The sequence below is a fragment of the Bartonella sp. PS17NMGDW genome, from assembly GCF_042193555.1.
GTDB lineage: Bacteria > Pseudomonadota > Alphaproteobacteria > Rhizobiales > Rhizobiaceae > Bartonella > Bartonella grahamii.
On the sequence record NZ_JBHILY010000001.1, the window covers coordinates 26,898 to 43,260 of the forward strand.

Annotated in this window: 12 protein-coding genes; 9 read left to right on the forward strand and 3 right to left on the reverse strand. The window is 40.2% G+C overall.

All coding sequences use genetic code 11. The annotated features are described in order from the left end of the window. Positions 1–586 precede the first annotated feature (586 nt). The 5 genes from ACFIJK_RS00120 (at position 587) to ACFIJK_RS00140 (ending at position 8,055) form a co-directional block, all read left to right on the forward strand. On the forward strand, positions 587–2,524 hold the full coding sequence (locus ACFIJK_RS00120; RefSeq protein WP_375625636.1) for a site-specific DNA-methyltransferase: 1,938 nt from the start codon (positions 587–589) through the stop codon (positions 2,522–2,524). Between the two features lie 28 nt (positions 2,525–2,552). Beyond that, a complete protein-coding gene (locus ACFIJK_RS00125; protein ID WP_375625638.1) occupies positions 2,553–5,750 on the forward strand; it encodes a DEAD/DEAH box helicase family protein in 3,198 nt (1,065 codons plus the stop codon). 321 nt (positions 5,751–6,071) lie between these two features. Then, complete coding sequence (locus ACFIJK_RS00130) at positions 6,072–7,322, forward strand: MFS transporter (protein ID WP_375625640.1); 1,251 nt, start codon at positions 6,072–6,074, stop codon at positions 7,320–7,322. A gap of 371 nt (positions 7,323–7,693) precedes the next feature. Further along, entirely contained in the window at positions 7,694–7,840 is a 147-nt protein-coding gene (locus tag ACFIJK_RS00135) for a hypothetical protein (protein WP_375625967.1), read from the forward strand. Between the two features lie 11 nt (positions 7,841–7,851). After that, complete coding sequence (locus ACFIJK_RS00140; RefSeq protein WP_375625170.1) at positions 7,852–8,055, forward strand: hypothetical protein; 204 nt, start codon at positions 7,852–7,854, stop codon at positions 8,053–8,055. Positions 8,056–8,101: 46 nt separating this feature from the next. Here ACFIJK_RS00140 and ACFIJK_RS00145 read toward each other — a convergent pair whose 3' ends face one another. The 3 genes from ACFIJK_RS00145 to ACFIJK_RS00155 all read right to left on the reverse strand — a co-directional run bounded on the left by ACFIJK_RS00145 (position 8,102) and on the right by ACFIJK_RS00155 (position 11,684). Then, complete coding sequence (locus tag ACFIJK_RS00145; RefSeq protein ID WP_375625169.1) at positions 8,102–8,248, reverse strand: hypothetical protein; 147 nt, start codon at positions 8,246–8,248, stop codon at positions 8,102–8,104. A 783-nt stretch (positions 8,249–9,031) separates the two neighbouring features. Beyond that, positions 9,032–10,252, reverse strand: a complete 1,221-nt coding sequence (locus ACFIJK_RS00150) for an MFS transporter (RefSeq protein WP_375625642.1) — start codon at positions 10,250–10,252, stop codon at positions 9,032–9,034. Between the two features lie 10 nt (positions 10,253–10,262). Then, positions 10,263–11,684: a coproporphyrinogen-III oxidase family protein gene (locus tag ACFIJK_RS00155; protein ID WP_375625644.1), complete on the reverse strand. Its 1,422-nt coding sequence runs from the start codon at positions 11,682–11,684 to the stop codon at positions 10,263–10,265. A 339-nt stretch (positions 11,685–12,023) separates the two neighbouring features. Here ACFIJK_RS00155 and ACFIJK_RS00160 point away from each other — a divergent pair, with 339 nt between their 5' ends. From ACFIJK_RS00160 to ACFIJK_RS00175, 4 genes are all read left to right on the forward strand, one after another. Then, positions 12,024–12,755: a hypothetical protein gene (locus ACFIJK_RS00160; protein ID WP_375625646.1), complete on the forward strand. Its 732-nt coding sequence runs from the start codon at positions 12,024–12,026 to the stop codon at positions 12,753–12,755. Positions 12,756–12,771: 16 nt separating this feature from the next. Next, positions 12,772–13,044, forward strand: coding sequence for a hypothetical protein (locus ACFIJK_RS00165; RefSeq protein WP_375625166.1), 273 nt, complete (start codon positions 12,772–12,774; stop codon positions 13,042–13,044). 559 nt (positions 13,045–13,603) lie between these two features. After that, on the forward strand, positions 13,604–15,031 hold the full coding sequence (locus ACFIJK_RS00170; RefSeq protein WP_375625165.1) for a glutamine synthetase family protein: 1,428 nt from the start codon (positions 13,604–13,606) through the stop codon (positions 15,029–15,031). Positions 15,032–15,042: 11 nt separating this feature from the next. Beyond that, entirely contained in the window at positions 15,043–16,326 is a 1,284-nt protein-coding gene (locus tag ACFIJK_RS00175; RefSeq protein WP_375625193.1) for an NAD(P)/FAD-dependent oxidoreductase, read from the forward strand. The last annotated feature ends 37 nt before the right edge of the window (positions 16,327–16,363 follow it).

The following is a 16,363-nucleotide window of genomic DNA, read 5'->3' on the forward strand; positions in this document are numbered from 1 at the left end:
TTTTTACCCTCCGTAAAAGGTATTTTAGCAAATCTTGCTTGCACGGACAAGGGAGAACTAGAAGTGGATGCCGACATAATCCCTTGAGAAATTGGTTTTTATTGCATCGAAATAAATGATGAAGAAATTTATGTTTTAGTTGACAGTGATAGTACTTGTATGTGCTTGACTAAGCCACATGTGACGCAATTTTAAAATTACCTATGGTGGCATGTCGTCAAATTGACGATACAGCTCTTCGATTTGTCAGAAATAGGACAAGGCTAAAAGATAGACATATTTTGGATGTGCTTGTGCCAATTGATAAGCTTACTGATAATGTTTGTAAGTGCCATAATAGCACACAAGAAAAAATATAAAATCGCCGCATGTGGTAATGCGAATTGATCTAGCTGACTTGCGTAAGTAAAAAGAAATAAAACAAGCACAAGAAACTTTAAAAAATAAAGAGAACAGCTTATACGACACTTTGCATGGAAGTAAATTTGCAGAGGATACAGAAATAAATAGGATAAAAGGAATTGCGACGTACAAAAGAAATATTCATAGACATATTTTATACTAAGCGTAACGGAGAAGCGCAAAGATGAGTATAATAGCAGGTGAAGATAAAATAGAGGGCATGAGTCAAAGTCCAGTTAATCCAGACATAGAAAAGTTAAAAGCAGCCTTTCCGCAATGTTTTGCTGAGGGAAAGCTCAATATAGATCAGCTTCTTAATCTATGCGGCGAATATATTGATAATGATTTTGAGAAGTTCAAATTTGAATGGAAGGGCAAAGGAGCAAGTTTAAAGCTTGCTCAAAAGCCTTCATTTGCGACATTGCGCCCGAAGCGCGAGGAGAGCGTAAACTTTGATAATACACATAATCTTTATATTAAGGGCGATAATCTTGAAGTGTTAAAACTTATCCAGCGGGCTTATTTTGGCCAAGTGAAGATGATCTATATAGACCCGCCCTATAATACGGGTAATGATTTTATCTATGGTGATGATTTTAAAGACCCATTGGCGCGATATAAGGAAGTGACGAGCCAAACGACAAAATCGAATCCTGAGACAATGGGGCGGTTTCACACTGCGTGGCTCAATATGATCTATCCGCGCTTGCGTTTGGCACAGACCTTATTGCGTGACGATGGGGTGATTTTTATCTCAATAGATGATCATGAAGTTCATAATTTGCGCAAAGTGTGCGACGAGGTTTTTGGCGAAGAGAATTTTGTTGCTCAATTGGTGTGGAATTTGTCTAGCGGAACGCAAGCAGGGCATTTCACGCGGTCGCATGAATATATTCTTGTTTACGCAAGATATAAGACAGCCTTAAATTATTTTAAAGATTTAGACGGTGGAGTTATCAGTGATAGGGCAGTAAAAAAAATCTCGGCTGCAAATCCAGCGAGTGAAGTATTGTTTCCTAAAGGAAGCATTCAATTTGAAGGAACAGATGCAGAGTTTCCTGATGAGTTGGGGGGCTCAGAGAAGCAATATGTTGTTGCAGGTAAATTGCGCTTTGAGAATGGCTTATTAGCGGAAGATGTAACGATTAAAGCAGGGTGGGCTATGAAGAACCAGCTTATGTCATGGCTGGGCGGAAAAGAAACTTTTGATAGTAAGGGACAAAGAGTCACTCGATTTTATTTTAATGCGCAAGGTCGTGTTTGCTATGAAAAAGAAAGAGATACGGTTCATCCGAAAACAGTGCTGCCTCTGGAGATTGGGAGTACCAAAAAAGGCTCTTCGGAATTGATTCAATTGCTGGGTGCGAAATTATTGGAGTATCCAAAGCCTACTGCGCTGCTTGAGTATTTAATAAAGCACATTTGCACCAGCGACAACGACATCATTCTCGACTTTTTCGCTGGCTCTAGTACAACAGCGCATGCAGTGATGGCTTTGAATGCCGAAGATGGTGGTAATCGCAAATTCATCATGGTGCAATTGCCTGAATTATGTGATGAAAAGAGCGAAGCCTATAAAGCTGGTTATAAAACTATCTGCGATATAGGTAGCGAACGTATTCGTCGCGCTGGTACACAAATCAAGCAAAAGCATGAAGCAGAACTCACAAGCAAGCAGCCTCTAGACACCGGATTTCGTGTGCTAGAGCTCGATAGTTCCAACTTTTCCATATGGGACGATAGCCCGATTGATCCGAATGCACTTGACGTTAAAGAACAATTGCAAATGCGCTTGGATCATATTTTGCAGGGGGTGAATCCCGAGCGCTCTCATCAAGATATTATCTTCGAAATCATACTTAAATATGGTTGGCCACTGGATTTAAAAATTTATTCTTTACCAATCAATGGCAAAAAATTCTATTATATAGGCGAGAGCGAAGGCGATGTCTTGGTAATTATAGCTATAGACCCGCCCTTTGAACCCGAAGATGCGGAAGAGATGATAAAGTATTTGCCCGTAAAAATCGTAGCGCTTGATGCGGCCTTTAAAAGTGATGAGGCGCTTATTAATTGCGATTTTATCTTTAAAGACAATGAAGTAAGTTTTGATAAAATTTAAACTATAGAGAGACGATTGGGGCGGCGATATGAAACTTAAATTTAAACAACAAGAATTTCAAAATGATGCGGTTAAAAGCGTCATTGATTTATTTAAAGGCCAACCACGACGGAATTCTTCTATTTTCTTGCATTTAGAACAAGGACAATTAGCGTTAAATGAATTTGGTTGTGGTAATCAATTATTAATTAGTGATGAAAGCATATTAGCAAATCTACAAGAGGTGCAACAGAACAATAAACTCTTGGCGAGTGAGACGCTAGAGCAAAAGCAGTTTTCTATTGAGATGGAAACGGGAACAGGCAAAACTTATGTTTATAGCAAGACGATTTTTGAGTTAAATCAACGCTATGGCTTTACCAAATTTATTATTGTCGTACCAAGTGTTGCTATTCGCGAAGGGGTATATAAATCACTTCAGGTAACAAGAGAGCATTTTCAAGCAGAGTTTGATAATCTGCCCTATCGTTATTTTATTTATAATTCAAAAGATCTTTCGCAAATTCGTCAATTTGCAAGCTCTACCAATATTGAAATTATGATTATCAATATTGATGCATTTAAAAAAGCAGAAAATATTATCAACCTTCCGCAAGATAGACTGAATGGCGAAAGTGCTATGCGTTATATCCAAGACACAAATCCGATTGTGATCATAGATGAACCGCAATCGGTGGATAATACAGCAAAAGCGAAGGAGGCTATTGCAAGCCTTAACCCGCTTTGTGTTTTCCGCTATAGTGCCACGCATAAAGATGAGATTAATCTTTTATATCGTTTAACACCTGTTGATGCTTATCAAAAAGGACTGGTAAAGCAAATTTGTGTCTCTTCTAATCAGATAGAGCAAGATTTTAACCGTCCCTATATTGCCTTGAAATCCGTATCACACAAACATGGCTTTAAGGCGCGCTTAGAGTTGGATATTGCGGGAAAGAATGGCACTGTGAGCCGCAAAACAGTTACAGTGAGACAAGGCGATGATCTGTATCGCGTTACGGGCGGGCGTGAGCTTTATAGGGGTTATATTGTTTCGGGTATCAATTGCATGGCGGGGGATGAAGCAGTTGAGTTTTCTGATGCTGAAATTGTCAAGTTTGGTCACGCGCTTGGTGATGTGAATATAGTAGAGCTTAAACGCGCGCAAATTTATCGCACTATAGAAACACATTTAGATAAAGAATTGCGGCTTGCGCCTTTAGGGATTAAAGTTTTATCACTTTTTTTTATTGATGAGGTGGCTAAATATCGTAGCAATGATGAAGAGCCAGCACTTTATGAGCGTATGTTTGAAGAATGCTATGAAGAGCTGTTGGCGAAAAAGAAATATGCCTCCTTGCGAACTAAGTTTGCGCAAAATGTTCGAAACGTACACGGCGGTTATTTCTCGCAAGACAAGAAAGGCGTGTATAAGGATACAAAGGGCGACAGCCAAGCTGATGATGACACTTATAACACGATTATGCGCGATAAGGAGTGGTTATTATCTTTTGCATGCCCCTTGCGTTTTATCTTTTCGCATTCGGCATTAAGAGAAGGCTGGGATAATCCGAATGTGTTTCAAGTGTGTATGTTGATTGAGCAAAAATCGAATTTTACTGCGCGGCAAAAGATTGGTCGCGGTTTGCGTTTGTGTGTAAACCAACAAGGTGAGCGGGTGGAAGATAAAGATATAAATGTGCTGCATGTCATGGTGAATGAAAGCTTTGCTGAGTTTGTGAGTACATTGCAAAAAGAATTAGAGGCGGATATTGGTTATAAATTTGGTACATTGCAGATGGAGGAGTTGGTTGGCTGTGTTTATGAAGATGTAAAATATATAGCCGCTAAAGTGGAAGTGTCACAAGCACAAAAAATTATTAAAACGCTTGTTGCAAAAGATTTGATTGACGAGGCGGGTATGGTTAAAGCAAATCAAGATTTGGTAGCGAATGAATTTGAAGTTATAGGGGCGGAGGAAATGCCACGCGAATTGCGTCAAGAAATTGTGAAAAAAATTGATGCGGGCGCACTTATTAATGTTGAGACGCTGCAAGATCTGACGTATGTGACAGCTGTGACGGAAACAAAGTTTATGTCTTCGCAAGAGGCTGCTGATGTATTGGCTGAGTTGCGTGAAAAAGCCTTGCTTACATCAGAAGGAAAAATTACAGATACATTAAAAGCACAATGGGCAGCGGGGACATTGGATTTAAGTGAACGTTTTAGTAAAGGGCAAAAGCGGGCTGTGATGCAGGCGCTAGAGGCGATCCAAGCCATGCCGATTATTCGTAATGCTACGCGCGAGGTGCGGGTTAAGCTTAAAAAGCAAACAGTGGCTTCGCCCGAGTTTTTGTCCTTGTGGGAGAAGATCAATAAAAAGACCACTTATCGTGCAAAGCTTGATCGCACAGAGTTTGTTGCCAAAGCAGTGGATGCAGTGGAAAAAATGGCGCCAGTTGCGCCCGCGCATTTGGTTTATCAGACAGCAGAGATAGAACTGGATAGTGCTGGCGTGACCTATGAAGAGCAGTTATTAAAGCAGAGTGCGCTTAATTATATCTCGTGTGCACTGCCGGATATTGTACATTATTTGACCTTAAAGCTGAAATTAACCGCAAAGACAATTATTGGTATTTTGACAAAGAGTGGGCGTGAGCATGAGTTTGTGAAAAATCCACAAGCTTTTTTAGAGCGCATAGAAGAAATACTCAATAAAACCCATGTTAATCTTACAATTGATGGCATTAAATATTTAAAGCTGGTCGGGCAAGAATATAGTGTGCAAGAGCTTTTTACCAGTGAAGAGCTTGTGGCGAATTTAGAGCGTACAGCTGTTGTGAGTGAGAAGAGTGTGTATGATCATGTGGTTTATGAAAGCAGTGTGGAGAAAGAGTTTGCACAAAGTCTTGAAAATGATCCTGAAGTCAGATTGTTTTTTAAACTGCCAAGAAGTTTTAAAATAGCCACTCCCATTGGTTCTTATACGCCTGATTGGGCAGTTTTTTTAGAGCGGGATGGCGAACAAAAGCTTTACTTTGTGCTGGAAACAAAAGGGGCAAACAGCGAGTTTGATTTGCGTCTTAAAGAAATGCTGAAAATTAAATGCGGCAAAGCGCATTTTGCTGCACTGCAAACGAGCGTTGCATTTAACGACCAGCCGGTGACAAATTGGCGTGAATATAAGCGTACTTTGCCCGAAGCGGCGCATGAGTTTCCAAGTGCTGCGATGGTTGTTGCAGAATGATTGGTGCATGAAACACTTAACGTGAGCGCGGGGAGGACAGCCAAACTTTTTATATCAAAATAATAAATTGACAAAAGCTAGCTAAAAAGTAGCTATAATGTGTACTTCATGTGAAATTTAATTGTTTTCATTTAATACAGGAGGTAAAGTTATGAAAACTAAAAATATGTATAAACCACTGAAAAAATCAAATTAAGCGGGGTGATGTTACTGCGCTCAAAGCCCGAGCAAATGAGCAGAAAATAGCTGCTCGAAGCTCCCTTCTGAATTGAGGTTTTAAAATATATAAAGCTGCCAGCTTTATAGCTTTTGGATATATTAATGACGATAGATTATGAAGTTAAAAAGTTGCTCTATGGCTGTGCGGCAATGAGTGGGGTTCGGCTGATTACAGGTTCGTTCCATGCTTTTTTTTTCTTGTCTATGGGCGTTAGTATAACACAGTTAGCTTTATTGCAAATTGTATTTAGCGTCGCTATTTGTATTTTTGAAGTGCCTTGTGGGATTTTAGGAGATAAAATCGGCGTTAAACAAAATGTTATCCTATCATGTTTCTTTTTTTCGCTCTTTTTCTTTTTATGTATCTACGCACCTAATCTTTCTGTCTTAATTCCGGCAGAAATTATTTATGCTTTAGGCTTTGCTTTATGTTCTGGCGCTGATAGCACATGGATTAAAGGCTTAATCGATAGCGGTGGTTACAAAGGTAGTTTGGTCTACCACCAAGTAAACGCCTATAAGCGGGAACTAACGGCATTCATGAATACGGTTGCTGGTGCGCTAGGTGTTCTTATTGTTTTGTGTATGGATAATTATCAGTCGGCATATTATTTTTGTTCTTTCGGGTTTCTCGTGCTTGTATTCTTGTTTAGTCGGGTGACGGGGATAGCTATTGCATCCGTTTCGAGTAGTCAGTCAATAGACTCAGGTTCTTTGTTGCATGCAACAGAATCTTTTGCTTATTTAGTTACCTCAAAAATCGGGTTATATTATATATTGATATGTGGTTTTATTGTTGCTGCATTGCAGCCAATATTTCATTTTTGGCAACCTTTTATTTTGGGACAAACAGGAGTATTAGACAATGCAACAGGAAAGACTAAAATTCTTATTCTTGGCCTGTGCTTTGTGTCTTATACTCTCGTAAAATACTTATTTAATCGCTTTGTAATTAAATATCTTATGCAAAAATACGCTCCTATGGCGATAACTTTGTGCTCACTCGTCCTGAGTGCTGTTATTATGCTTGCTCTGCTTCTCATTGCAAACAGCTGGGCCCCCATTATTTTATTCACCATATTTCACAGTTTTTTTTCTGTCCCCGTAACGCAGTTTGAAGCAGAATTTTTTAAACATATTCAACAAAAGAATGCAAATACGGTTTTATCCATTGTTAGTTTTCTTGCACGTATTTTTGGTATTTTAGCGCTTGTGCTGATTGGTTGGTTGGCAAACAATGTTTGTATAGAAGCAGCTTTTTGTTTCACCTTGCTTTGTATATGTTTAATTATTCCGCTTAATTTGGCCTGGCTTTATACTGATAAAAAGTTAATAAAAGACGAGGAGGTTTGAAAGTGAAAATACAGTTGAATAGGGACTTGCCTATGACTTACATAAAGACACAAGAAAAAATAGTGTGTGGGTCATCTTATATGGATTGAGTTGAAATTAATAGCTGTCCATCGTTTTTAGTAGAGATGCTTATGATATTGATGTTTTGCTAAATAGTAGGCGCGTATTAGATTTTGCAAAAAAAACGCAAGCTTTTTTAGAGTGCGCGGAGGAAATCCTCGATAAAGCGTATGTCAATCTTACTATTGCTGGTATTAAATATTTAAAACTAGCTGGCCAAGACTATAGTGTGCAAGAATGTTTTGCAAGTAGCTAAATTTCGGCGAATTTAGAGCGTACAGTTCTGGTGAGTGAGAAGAGTGTATATGATCATGTGGTTTATAAGAGTAATATTGAGAAAGAATTTGCGCAAAATTAATGATAATGCCTCCGAAATAAAATTATTTTTTAAATTGCCAAGGAGCTTTAAAATCGTGGTGCTCATAGGCTCTTACACGCCGGATTTTTGGGTGTTTTAGAGTGAGATGGCGTGCAAAAGCTTTATTTTGTACTGGAATCAAAAGGAACGAATAGCGAGTTTGATTTGCGCCTTAAAGAAATGCTGAAGATTAAATGCGGCAAGGCGCATTTTACCGCCCTTGAGACTGGTGTGGTGTTTAACGAGGCACCGGTGATGAGTTGGCGCGATTCTAAGCGGGGGATGGTGGTAGAGAGAGTGGGGGGGCTGTGGTAGGAATGGGCGGCACGAATGACGCTGTCTTTAGTTGCGTACCGCCAAGCTAATTTTGTGCTTTGCGAAATTCACCAAGGCTTTTGGACGTACCGCGTTTACCGCGTAATAAAATCTTATGAATATCATGCAGAAGGCACGCAGAAATGGGTGATTGCGTGTCTAGCTTCCCAATGCCGTAATTAAGTACAGCCACATAATGAGATAGCTCTTCAATATCATCAGTCGCACTGATACTTTTTCTTTATTTTCAAACAATAATAGGCCAGATGGTAACGGTTATGTCCTTTCTATTTGAGAAAAGAGTAGCACCGCTTGCGTATATGCACGAGTAAAAGTCAATCAACATTGGTCTGAGGGAAAAACCGCCAATTATTTCTAATACACCTAAGGATTTCATAGCTTGCTCTAACGGTTTATATAAAGTCGCCCTTTTAAAAGGTGGATTGGGTGGAAAATTTATTGGGATATAGGCTTTATGAATCTCTCGAACTAAGCTTTCTACTATGCAGATCCTAAGGCGTGATTGCATATATGGTCGCATCTGTTGCTGCGTTGTGTAGGCAGAGATTCTAAATTAGGAAAAGAGGGCTGCTCTTTTAATTCCAAAGGAAGAATACGGCGCGTAAGTGCAGCAAAATGTATTTTGAGGAGCAGTAAAGGGGTGAGGCATTTGATATTCAGCGGGTGACGGATTAACTGGAGTATAAGTGGGCATTGCTAGGGCGGAGTTTTTAGTTAAGAATTGCGCTCCGTACGCTATAAGCTCTCTACATCCTTCATATAGGCGTTGAGATCATCGCCCAATGCAACGTAAAGGGGCTATTTTGCCTTTAACGCTTGTTTGGCTGCTTCCATTAGTGTCGCTGGCTCTATCAGCCATTACGGTTATAATTTCCTCGTCCAAAGAACAGGTCAATCGATTGCGTAATAGGGTATGTGTGCCTTTTTTGACCGTGTCTTTTTTAAAAGGCAGCTGTTACCTCGTGGCAGGGTTGGGTGTGTCTATATGATCAGCCTGCCAAAGAAATGGAAGCGTTATCGCGATAGCCACCAATAGTAGTCCAGCGATAAAGGCGGCAGCAAACTGCAATGATATAAAAGAACCAAGGACGCCGACCAAAAAGCTTCCGACCGGCATTCCAGCATAGCCGATCACCCGAAAAGCAGAATTAGCTCGCCCGAGAAGTTGCTTTGGTGTGAGGCGCTGCCTGAAGGCGGTAACACCAATAAACCATAAGCTTGCTCCAACGCCAGCGATAAAGGTGACGCCCCATACGACGACAGCACTTTTTGAAAAGGCTGGAACCAGCAGCAAGATAACCGTTCCTAACCCGTCAGTGAGAACAGCTAGGCGCACCGGTGCATAGCGTATATGTGGTGCAAATAGGGCACCTGCCATTGTACCAAGCGCGTAGGCTGCAAACATCACGCCATATTGGCTGCTATGTAGACCCAGATACCGACCGTCGGTAACGAAGAAGATGAACGAGGTTAGGAATGCTCCAAATACCACCGATAGAAAGAATGTGAGTAATGTAAGGGAGGTAAGATGCCGATTTGAAAAAATGAAACGAAAGCCGGCAATGATATAACGGAAAGTGATGTTTTCTTTATCAGGTGTTGGCGATGTCGGAACAGCACGGCGAGCAGTAAAAATCAATGTGATAAAAAGCACGATTAACAGGCCAAGAAATAGCAGTGTGCTATGCGCTAAAATGCTGCTTGTTATAACAGGGGCAAGAAAATAGGAGACCCCGAAATCTAAAAACAAGACAATTGAGTAGAAGGTCATCAATCGCTCTCCCTCCATGATAAGTGGTGGAATCGTCATTATATAAGCTTCGGCAGAAACGACGATGAATCCAGCAATGGTTGCATAGAAGAAAATTTGTTCGGCTGGAGCAATCTGTATCATGAGCAGTACGAACAGTACAATATGCAGTAGCATGAAGATGAAGAGAGCCGAGGTGGCAAGTTTTATTTTGTCGCAGTGATCAAGTAAAGCGCCTGCAAGGATGCCGAAAATTGGCCACGCTAATGAGAAGAGACCTTGCGCCCAACTTACTCCGACTACGCCATATCCAGATTGTCTTGCTAATAGCGGGATGGCAGTACGCAAAGCACCGCTGAGTAAGGCGAGCAGACTAACAGTTAGGCAAAAATAGCGTATGTTCTTATTGGCAAAAAGCGTGAACATTCTTTTCTCCTTAAGATGCCACACAGGTTTCCGCTGGTCCATCAAGTACGGCGGTTGTATTCAGCATGTTTGCGACATAGCCGTCCAAGATATTCCTATTTTCCTGAGGTAGAAGAAAATACATAAGGTTGGAATACCATTGCCAACCACGCTGAGTCAGCTGGAGATCGTTATCACTTTCTGCGACGAGACCTGCGCCTATGAGCTGTTGTAGGTTATTGTAAACGAAAGAGGGGAGTGCGGTCCAGTCAATTCTTTCTTTTTTGGCATAGCCGTTATAAGGTAGCCGCATACACAAAGCCTTGGAGGCTTGTTGCTCCGCTGATACCCAATTGTAGTATACTTTGGATTTGCCTTTAAGTTGTATGTCGGTAATGTATCCGCTTCGACTAGGATTGGCTCGTGTGACGAGTGAGCCGAGAATCGACATTGCTGACGCCCCGAAGCCAACCACATAATCGTCATGATAACCATGCAAATATTTGTGATAGCGGAAATAATTAGCTGAACTCGTTTTAGCGAGCGTTAGAGGAGTGTTATTGGCAATTTTGATATAGGAATGCCCATTACACGGCGCATAGCCGCAGCTGCGCATAACGATGTCGCTAAATAAGCGAAGCATCTGTCGATGCTGTAGGCTGGATGGCTTTAGCCCTTTTTGTGCGTAAGACTTATGCAGTTGCGACGTGATAGCCAGATTGTTGATTGCATAGAGGTTGATGGTTTCAGGATGAAGCTCGCTGGCTTGCTTCAAATCGTATAATAGTTCTTCAGTTTGCTGGCTGTGCATGCCATATAGTAGGTCGAAACCGACATGTCCAATGATCTCTTGTGACCAAGCCACGGTATTGTTGATTTGTTCACGTGTTGAGGTGAGGTTAAACAATGATCGGAAACGCTCAATGAAACTCTGTATACCGAAGCTGATCCGGTTAACGCCGATCTCACGGGCAGCATAAAGTTTATCACGTGTGACGCTCTTCGGTTCGCTTTCCAGTGTAAACTCGGTTAAGGAAGAGAGCTCAAATTCGGCATGCAATACTTTTCCGATGTGTCGGATATTATCTGTGGACAAAAGCGACGGTGTGCCGCCCCCTATATAGATGCTGCGGATGGTCCCTCTAAGCGAGCGAATGAAATTTCCTTTGGTTCTGTTCTCTGTGGTAAGCGCTGACATATAAGATTCGATTTGCTTAACGTGCTTGTAGGCCCCTTTCTGAAAGGGACAGAAGGAACAGATGGTTTCGCAAAAGGGAATATGCAAATAAAGAGAAATGGTACGCGCTTGTGGAATCTGCTTACTTTGCGCTAGTTTATTAAAGTCTAGGTAATCGTAAAATTCATTTGAAATAGTGCGAAATAACGGATATGTGAAGTTGTAAATCGGCTTGAGTTGATCGAATTTTACAAAAGGATGATCCACGAGTTGCACAGATTACCTCCCCCAATTTCTTAACTTGCACTGTACTATTGACGGGCGACTGGTGACCCAATCACCCGAGTGTATTACCAAAGATTTTCACGGAACATAATGAATCCTCCTTTTTTAATAAGTTATATGTATTATACATATAACTTATTATATGAACAGGCGAGCTTGTTTAAGAGGCAATATAAAGATAAAAATATAAAAGAACTTTCTCTTGCAGCCTTATGGTCTGATATTGTAATTGGTATCCTGTTTTACGTGGTCGGGCTATGAATGCCTAGAGCGAGAAAAAGCAAGGTGTTTTAATGGACGTGCGGGGCATCATTGTTATGTTGCTGGGACTTGGAATTTGCGTCTGGTTATGAAATATCATTAGCGCAAAAAGATGGTTTTAAAGGTAGAGATATATTTTTTAATATCCCTGTAAAACTTCGAGAAGAGATAGAATTATCTATTAGAAAACATATAAATGTCCAGTGTGATAATATTATCGAATTACATGACATCATCGCTCTTGCCCGCCATTTTGACATATTGCCTAAAATCTCATTGAGATTGTGCCATGTACTGGCAAACGGGGATAGATCGCGTTTTGATATGACTGCGGCGGAGTTACGTGCCGCATTATCTTTGCTAGAATCCAATAGGATTAGGCTTAATGTGGTGCCTTTGCATATGGGCTCTAATTTGAATTCGACTGAGTTAATAGTATCCACCTTAACTAAGGTTGGAAAGGATATTTACGCATTGAAGGATCAAAAAAGTTTTATCAGTCTAGGCGGGGGATATCCGACTTCCACAGCGTTCTGCTATGCCGTGACGATCAATGACGAATACCCTCGTAAAATTTATGAGGCATTATCACAATTGGGTTATGATTTACATAAGCTTACGGTAATTATTGAATCTAGGCGTATTATATCTGAAGATTATGGTTATTTATTTTATAAAAGAGCAGAGTGGTACGAACTTAATTACAATCTAGGCTTTGGGGATGTGTACTCAATCTGCACAGTATCACTAGGTCATAAGTCAAAGTATGTGAAAGCAACTGATACAAAAAAGATTTTATGACGGTGGAAGATCGACGATGAAGGACGTTAGTTCAAAGGAAATTGATATTATTGTGTTCTCATATCCTGATTTTTGGGGCTTTTTAGATATAAATAACACATCTCCTAGTGGGCTGGAGACTATCAAATATTGGATCACGCATGGCGCAATTAGCAAAAAATCCTATCTATTGGATTTGGTATGCTCTACTGTATTTTCAGCTCTAAATATTGTGTGCGAAGTGCAATGTCAAGCGGTGGGAATTTATATAAGTGCAGAGTCTATAGGTATCCGCTCAGAACAAGGTTGATAGCTCTATTATGCAGGGGATGGTTAAGTTTCATGTCGGAAATGCTGAGCGTATGTCTTATCCTGAAAATACATTTACGCATATTACGGCGTGGTGAGTGTTTGTAAGCATTAGTTGTAAAGGCATAGCTACTCACTATCCTAGGCTGTTTTCTTCTATGTGAATAACAATAGAGTTACAAAACTTGCTTCATATTAAAAGAAAAGTTTCTTTTCTTTTAATTAAGCATTGCTACGGCCAAAAGAAAATTAAATATCTCGCCTTTATTATTCTCGCCAATGTTTTCTTATATATGATTATTTGAATCGGAATTAGGTTACGTCCACCATGGTATTTCTCGCTGTTTTATATTAAGGAGAAGGTTCGCACCGATGTATCGCGTGCAATATCAACTTTTTCACTATGGTGATAGGATAGCTTGTTGAGCGTAAAGTTCTTTTACCTTGATAGATCTTATAGTATTCTTCAAAAATATCAGTTGATAATTTTTTTTCGTGTCGTTTATGCAGAGGCTGATACTATAAGAATAGAACTTGATTGTTTGTAAAGTTGGTATGTTATGGCTGTAAAAAATGGTAAACAAACGAAAAGTAAAAATTTTAAACCTGTCTCTCGTTTTCTCAAAAGTTTACGTGGTGTGCACAATTGGGAACAAGTTTCACAATGGCTTGCTTTCCGTAAGGTAGAGGATATTGAATGTATTACGCCTGATCAAGCAGGGGTACCACGGGGCAAGATGATGCTTTCTAAAAAATTTACATCGGAAACATCATTGGCATTGCCTTCAGCCGTTTTTATGGCAACAATTTCAGGGGATTATCCTGAAGATGGTCATGGTTTTGAATATCCTAAAGCAGATGGTGATTTACGCCTTGAACCTGATCTTTCTACGTTAAGCATTGTTCCATGGGAAGATGCTCCCACAGCACAGGTGATTTGTGATCTTGTGTATCAAAATGGTCAGATTGTGGATTACACACCACGCAATGTTTTACGAACGGTGGTTCATTTTTATACAAAAATGGGTTTAAGCCCTGTTGTTTCACCAGAAATTGAGTTTTATTTAGTACAGAAAAATCCCGATCCTGATTATCCGTTAGTTCCACCGGTTGGTCGTTCTGGGCGTTCAATTGGTGGTGGACAGGGGTATTCCATTGCTGGTGTTAATGAGTTTGATGATTTGATTGATGATATTTATCAATTTTCAGAGGCACAAGGATTGGAAATTGATACTCTCATTCATGAAGAAGGAGCAGGTCAGTTTGAAATTAACTTACGTCATGGTGATCCTATTGAATTAGCGGATCAAGTTTTTATGTTCAAACGAACAATTCGTGAAGCAGCTCTAAAACATAATATGTATGCAACTTTTATGGCAAAACCCATTCAAGGGCAGCCGAGTTCTGCTATGCATATTCACCAATCGGTTGTTGATAAGAAAACCGGTATGAATATTTTTACACAGGAAAATGGTGAAGAAAGTATCTGTTTTCGCCATTTTATTGGTGGATTGCAAAAACATATGCCAGGGGTACTTGTGATGCTTGCGCCTTATGTGAATTCTTATCGACGTCTTGTCCCTGATAATTCGGCTCCTGTTAATTTGCGATGGGGATATGATAATCGTACTACAGCTTTTCGAGTTCCCCGTTCTGCTCCTCAAGCGCGGCGTGTTGAGAATAGACTTCCTTCATCAGATGCGAATCCTTATTTAGCCCTTGCAGCTTCTTTAGCGTGTGGTCTTATTGGTTTGCAACAAAAAATTGAGCCGGATGAGCCAGCGACAAATAATGTAAACGCTGATAATATTGAGTTACCGCGTGGACTCATTGAGGCAGTCAATTTGTTTGAACAAGATACAGCAATACGTGCTATTTTAGGGGATGTGTTTGTCAGTACTTATGCTGCAATCAAACGACAAGAGTTTGAAACTTTTATGGAAGTAATTAGTCCGTGGGAGCGTGAATATCTTCTGCTGAATGTTTAAATTTTATGACGATGATTGATTATAATTCAATTTCTCCAGGAATTTCTTGGTATGAAGATACTTTAAAAGAACGTCCCTCTTATCCTTCTTTTTGTGAAAACAGACAGTGTGATGTGGTCATTATTGGAGGCGGATTTACGGGTCTGTCGGCTGCTTATCATTTAGTCAAGGCTGGAGTAGATGTTGTTTTATTTGAAGCATCACGTTTTGGTGATGGTGCTTCAGGGCGCAATGGTGGACAGCTGGGAACAGGGCAACGGCAATGGGTAGAAACATTAGAAAAAAAGTATGGTTTTGAGCGAAGTAAGGCTCTGTTTGATTTAGCAGAAGAAGCTAAAAGAGATATTTTATCTTTATGCGCGATGCCTAATTGTTCGTGTGATTTGATAGGAGGACAGCTTTCTGTGACACATAAAAGGCGTGAGCTTCTTTCTTATCAACGGCATATTGAGGTGATGCAGCGTTATGGCTATCATGCGCTTACTTTTATGGATAGGGCAGAAACATCTAGGCGACTTGGATCGTCTTTTTATTGTGGTGGTATTTATGATGCGGATACCGGCCATATAAATCCCTTAAAATTGATTGTTGGATTGGCAAAAAAAGCTAAAGATGCTGGTGCTAAGCTTTATGAGAAGTCACAAGTAACGACAGTAAAGCGCAAGGGAGCCCATTGGAAAGTGATAACAGAAAAAGGCAGTGTAACAGCAGAGCATGTTTTACTTGCAACAAATGGGTATAAACTTGGTCTGGAGCGTTTTATTGAAAAAAATATTGTTTCTATTCGTTCTTATATTGGAGCAACGGACCCATTACCAAAGCACAGTTCAATTCTCGCAGGCGGGGAATCGGTTGATGATTCCCGTTTTATGGTTCGCTATTTTCGCAAAAGCATTGATAATCGTCTCTTATTTGGTGGCGTAGAAAGTTATGATAATAAACATCCTTTGAATTTAGATGAACGTATAAAACGGCAAATTGCTGAAATTTATCCTCAATTACATTCTATCAATTTAAGCCATTGTTGGGGAGCAACGGTTGCCATCACAGTTGAGCGCATGCCCTATGTTCGACAACTTTTCTCAAGGATGACTTATTGTGGTGGTTATTCAGGGCATGGCGTTATGCTGGCTCCTTTCATAGGAAAATTATACGCAGAATGGTTGACTGGAAAATATGAACGTTTTTCCTATTTCCAAGACTTAAAGATTTCATCTTTTCCGGGGGGAGGAGTTTTGCGTTATCCGCTTATATTTTTAGCAATGCGTTGGTTTTCTTTAATGGATCGCCTTTAATGGAAACATTGCTTGAAATGAAGAAAATTAATGGCTT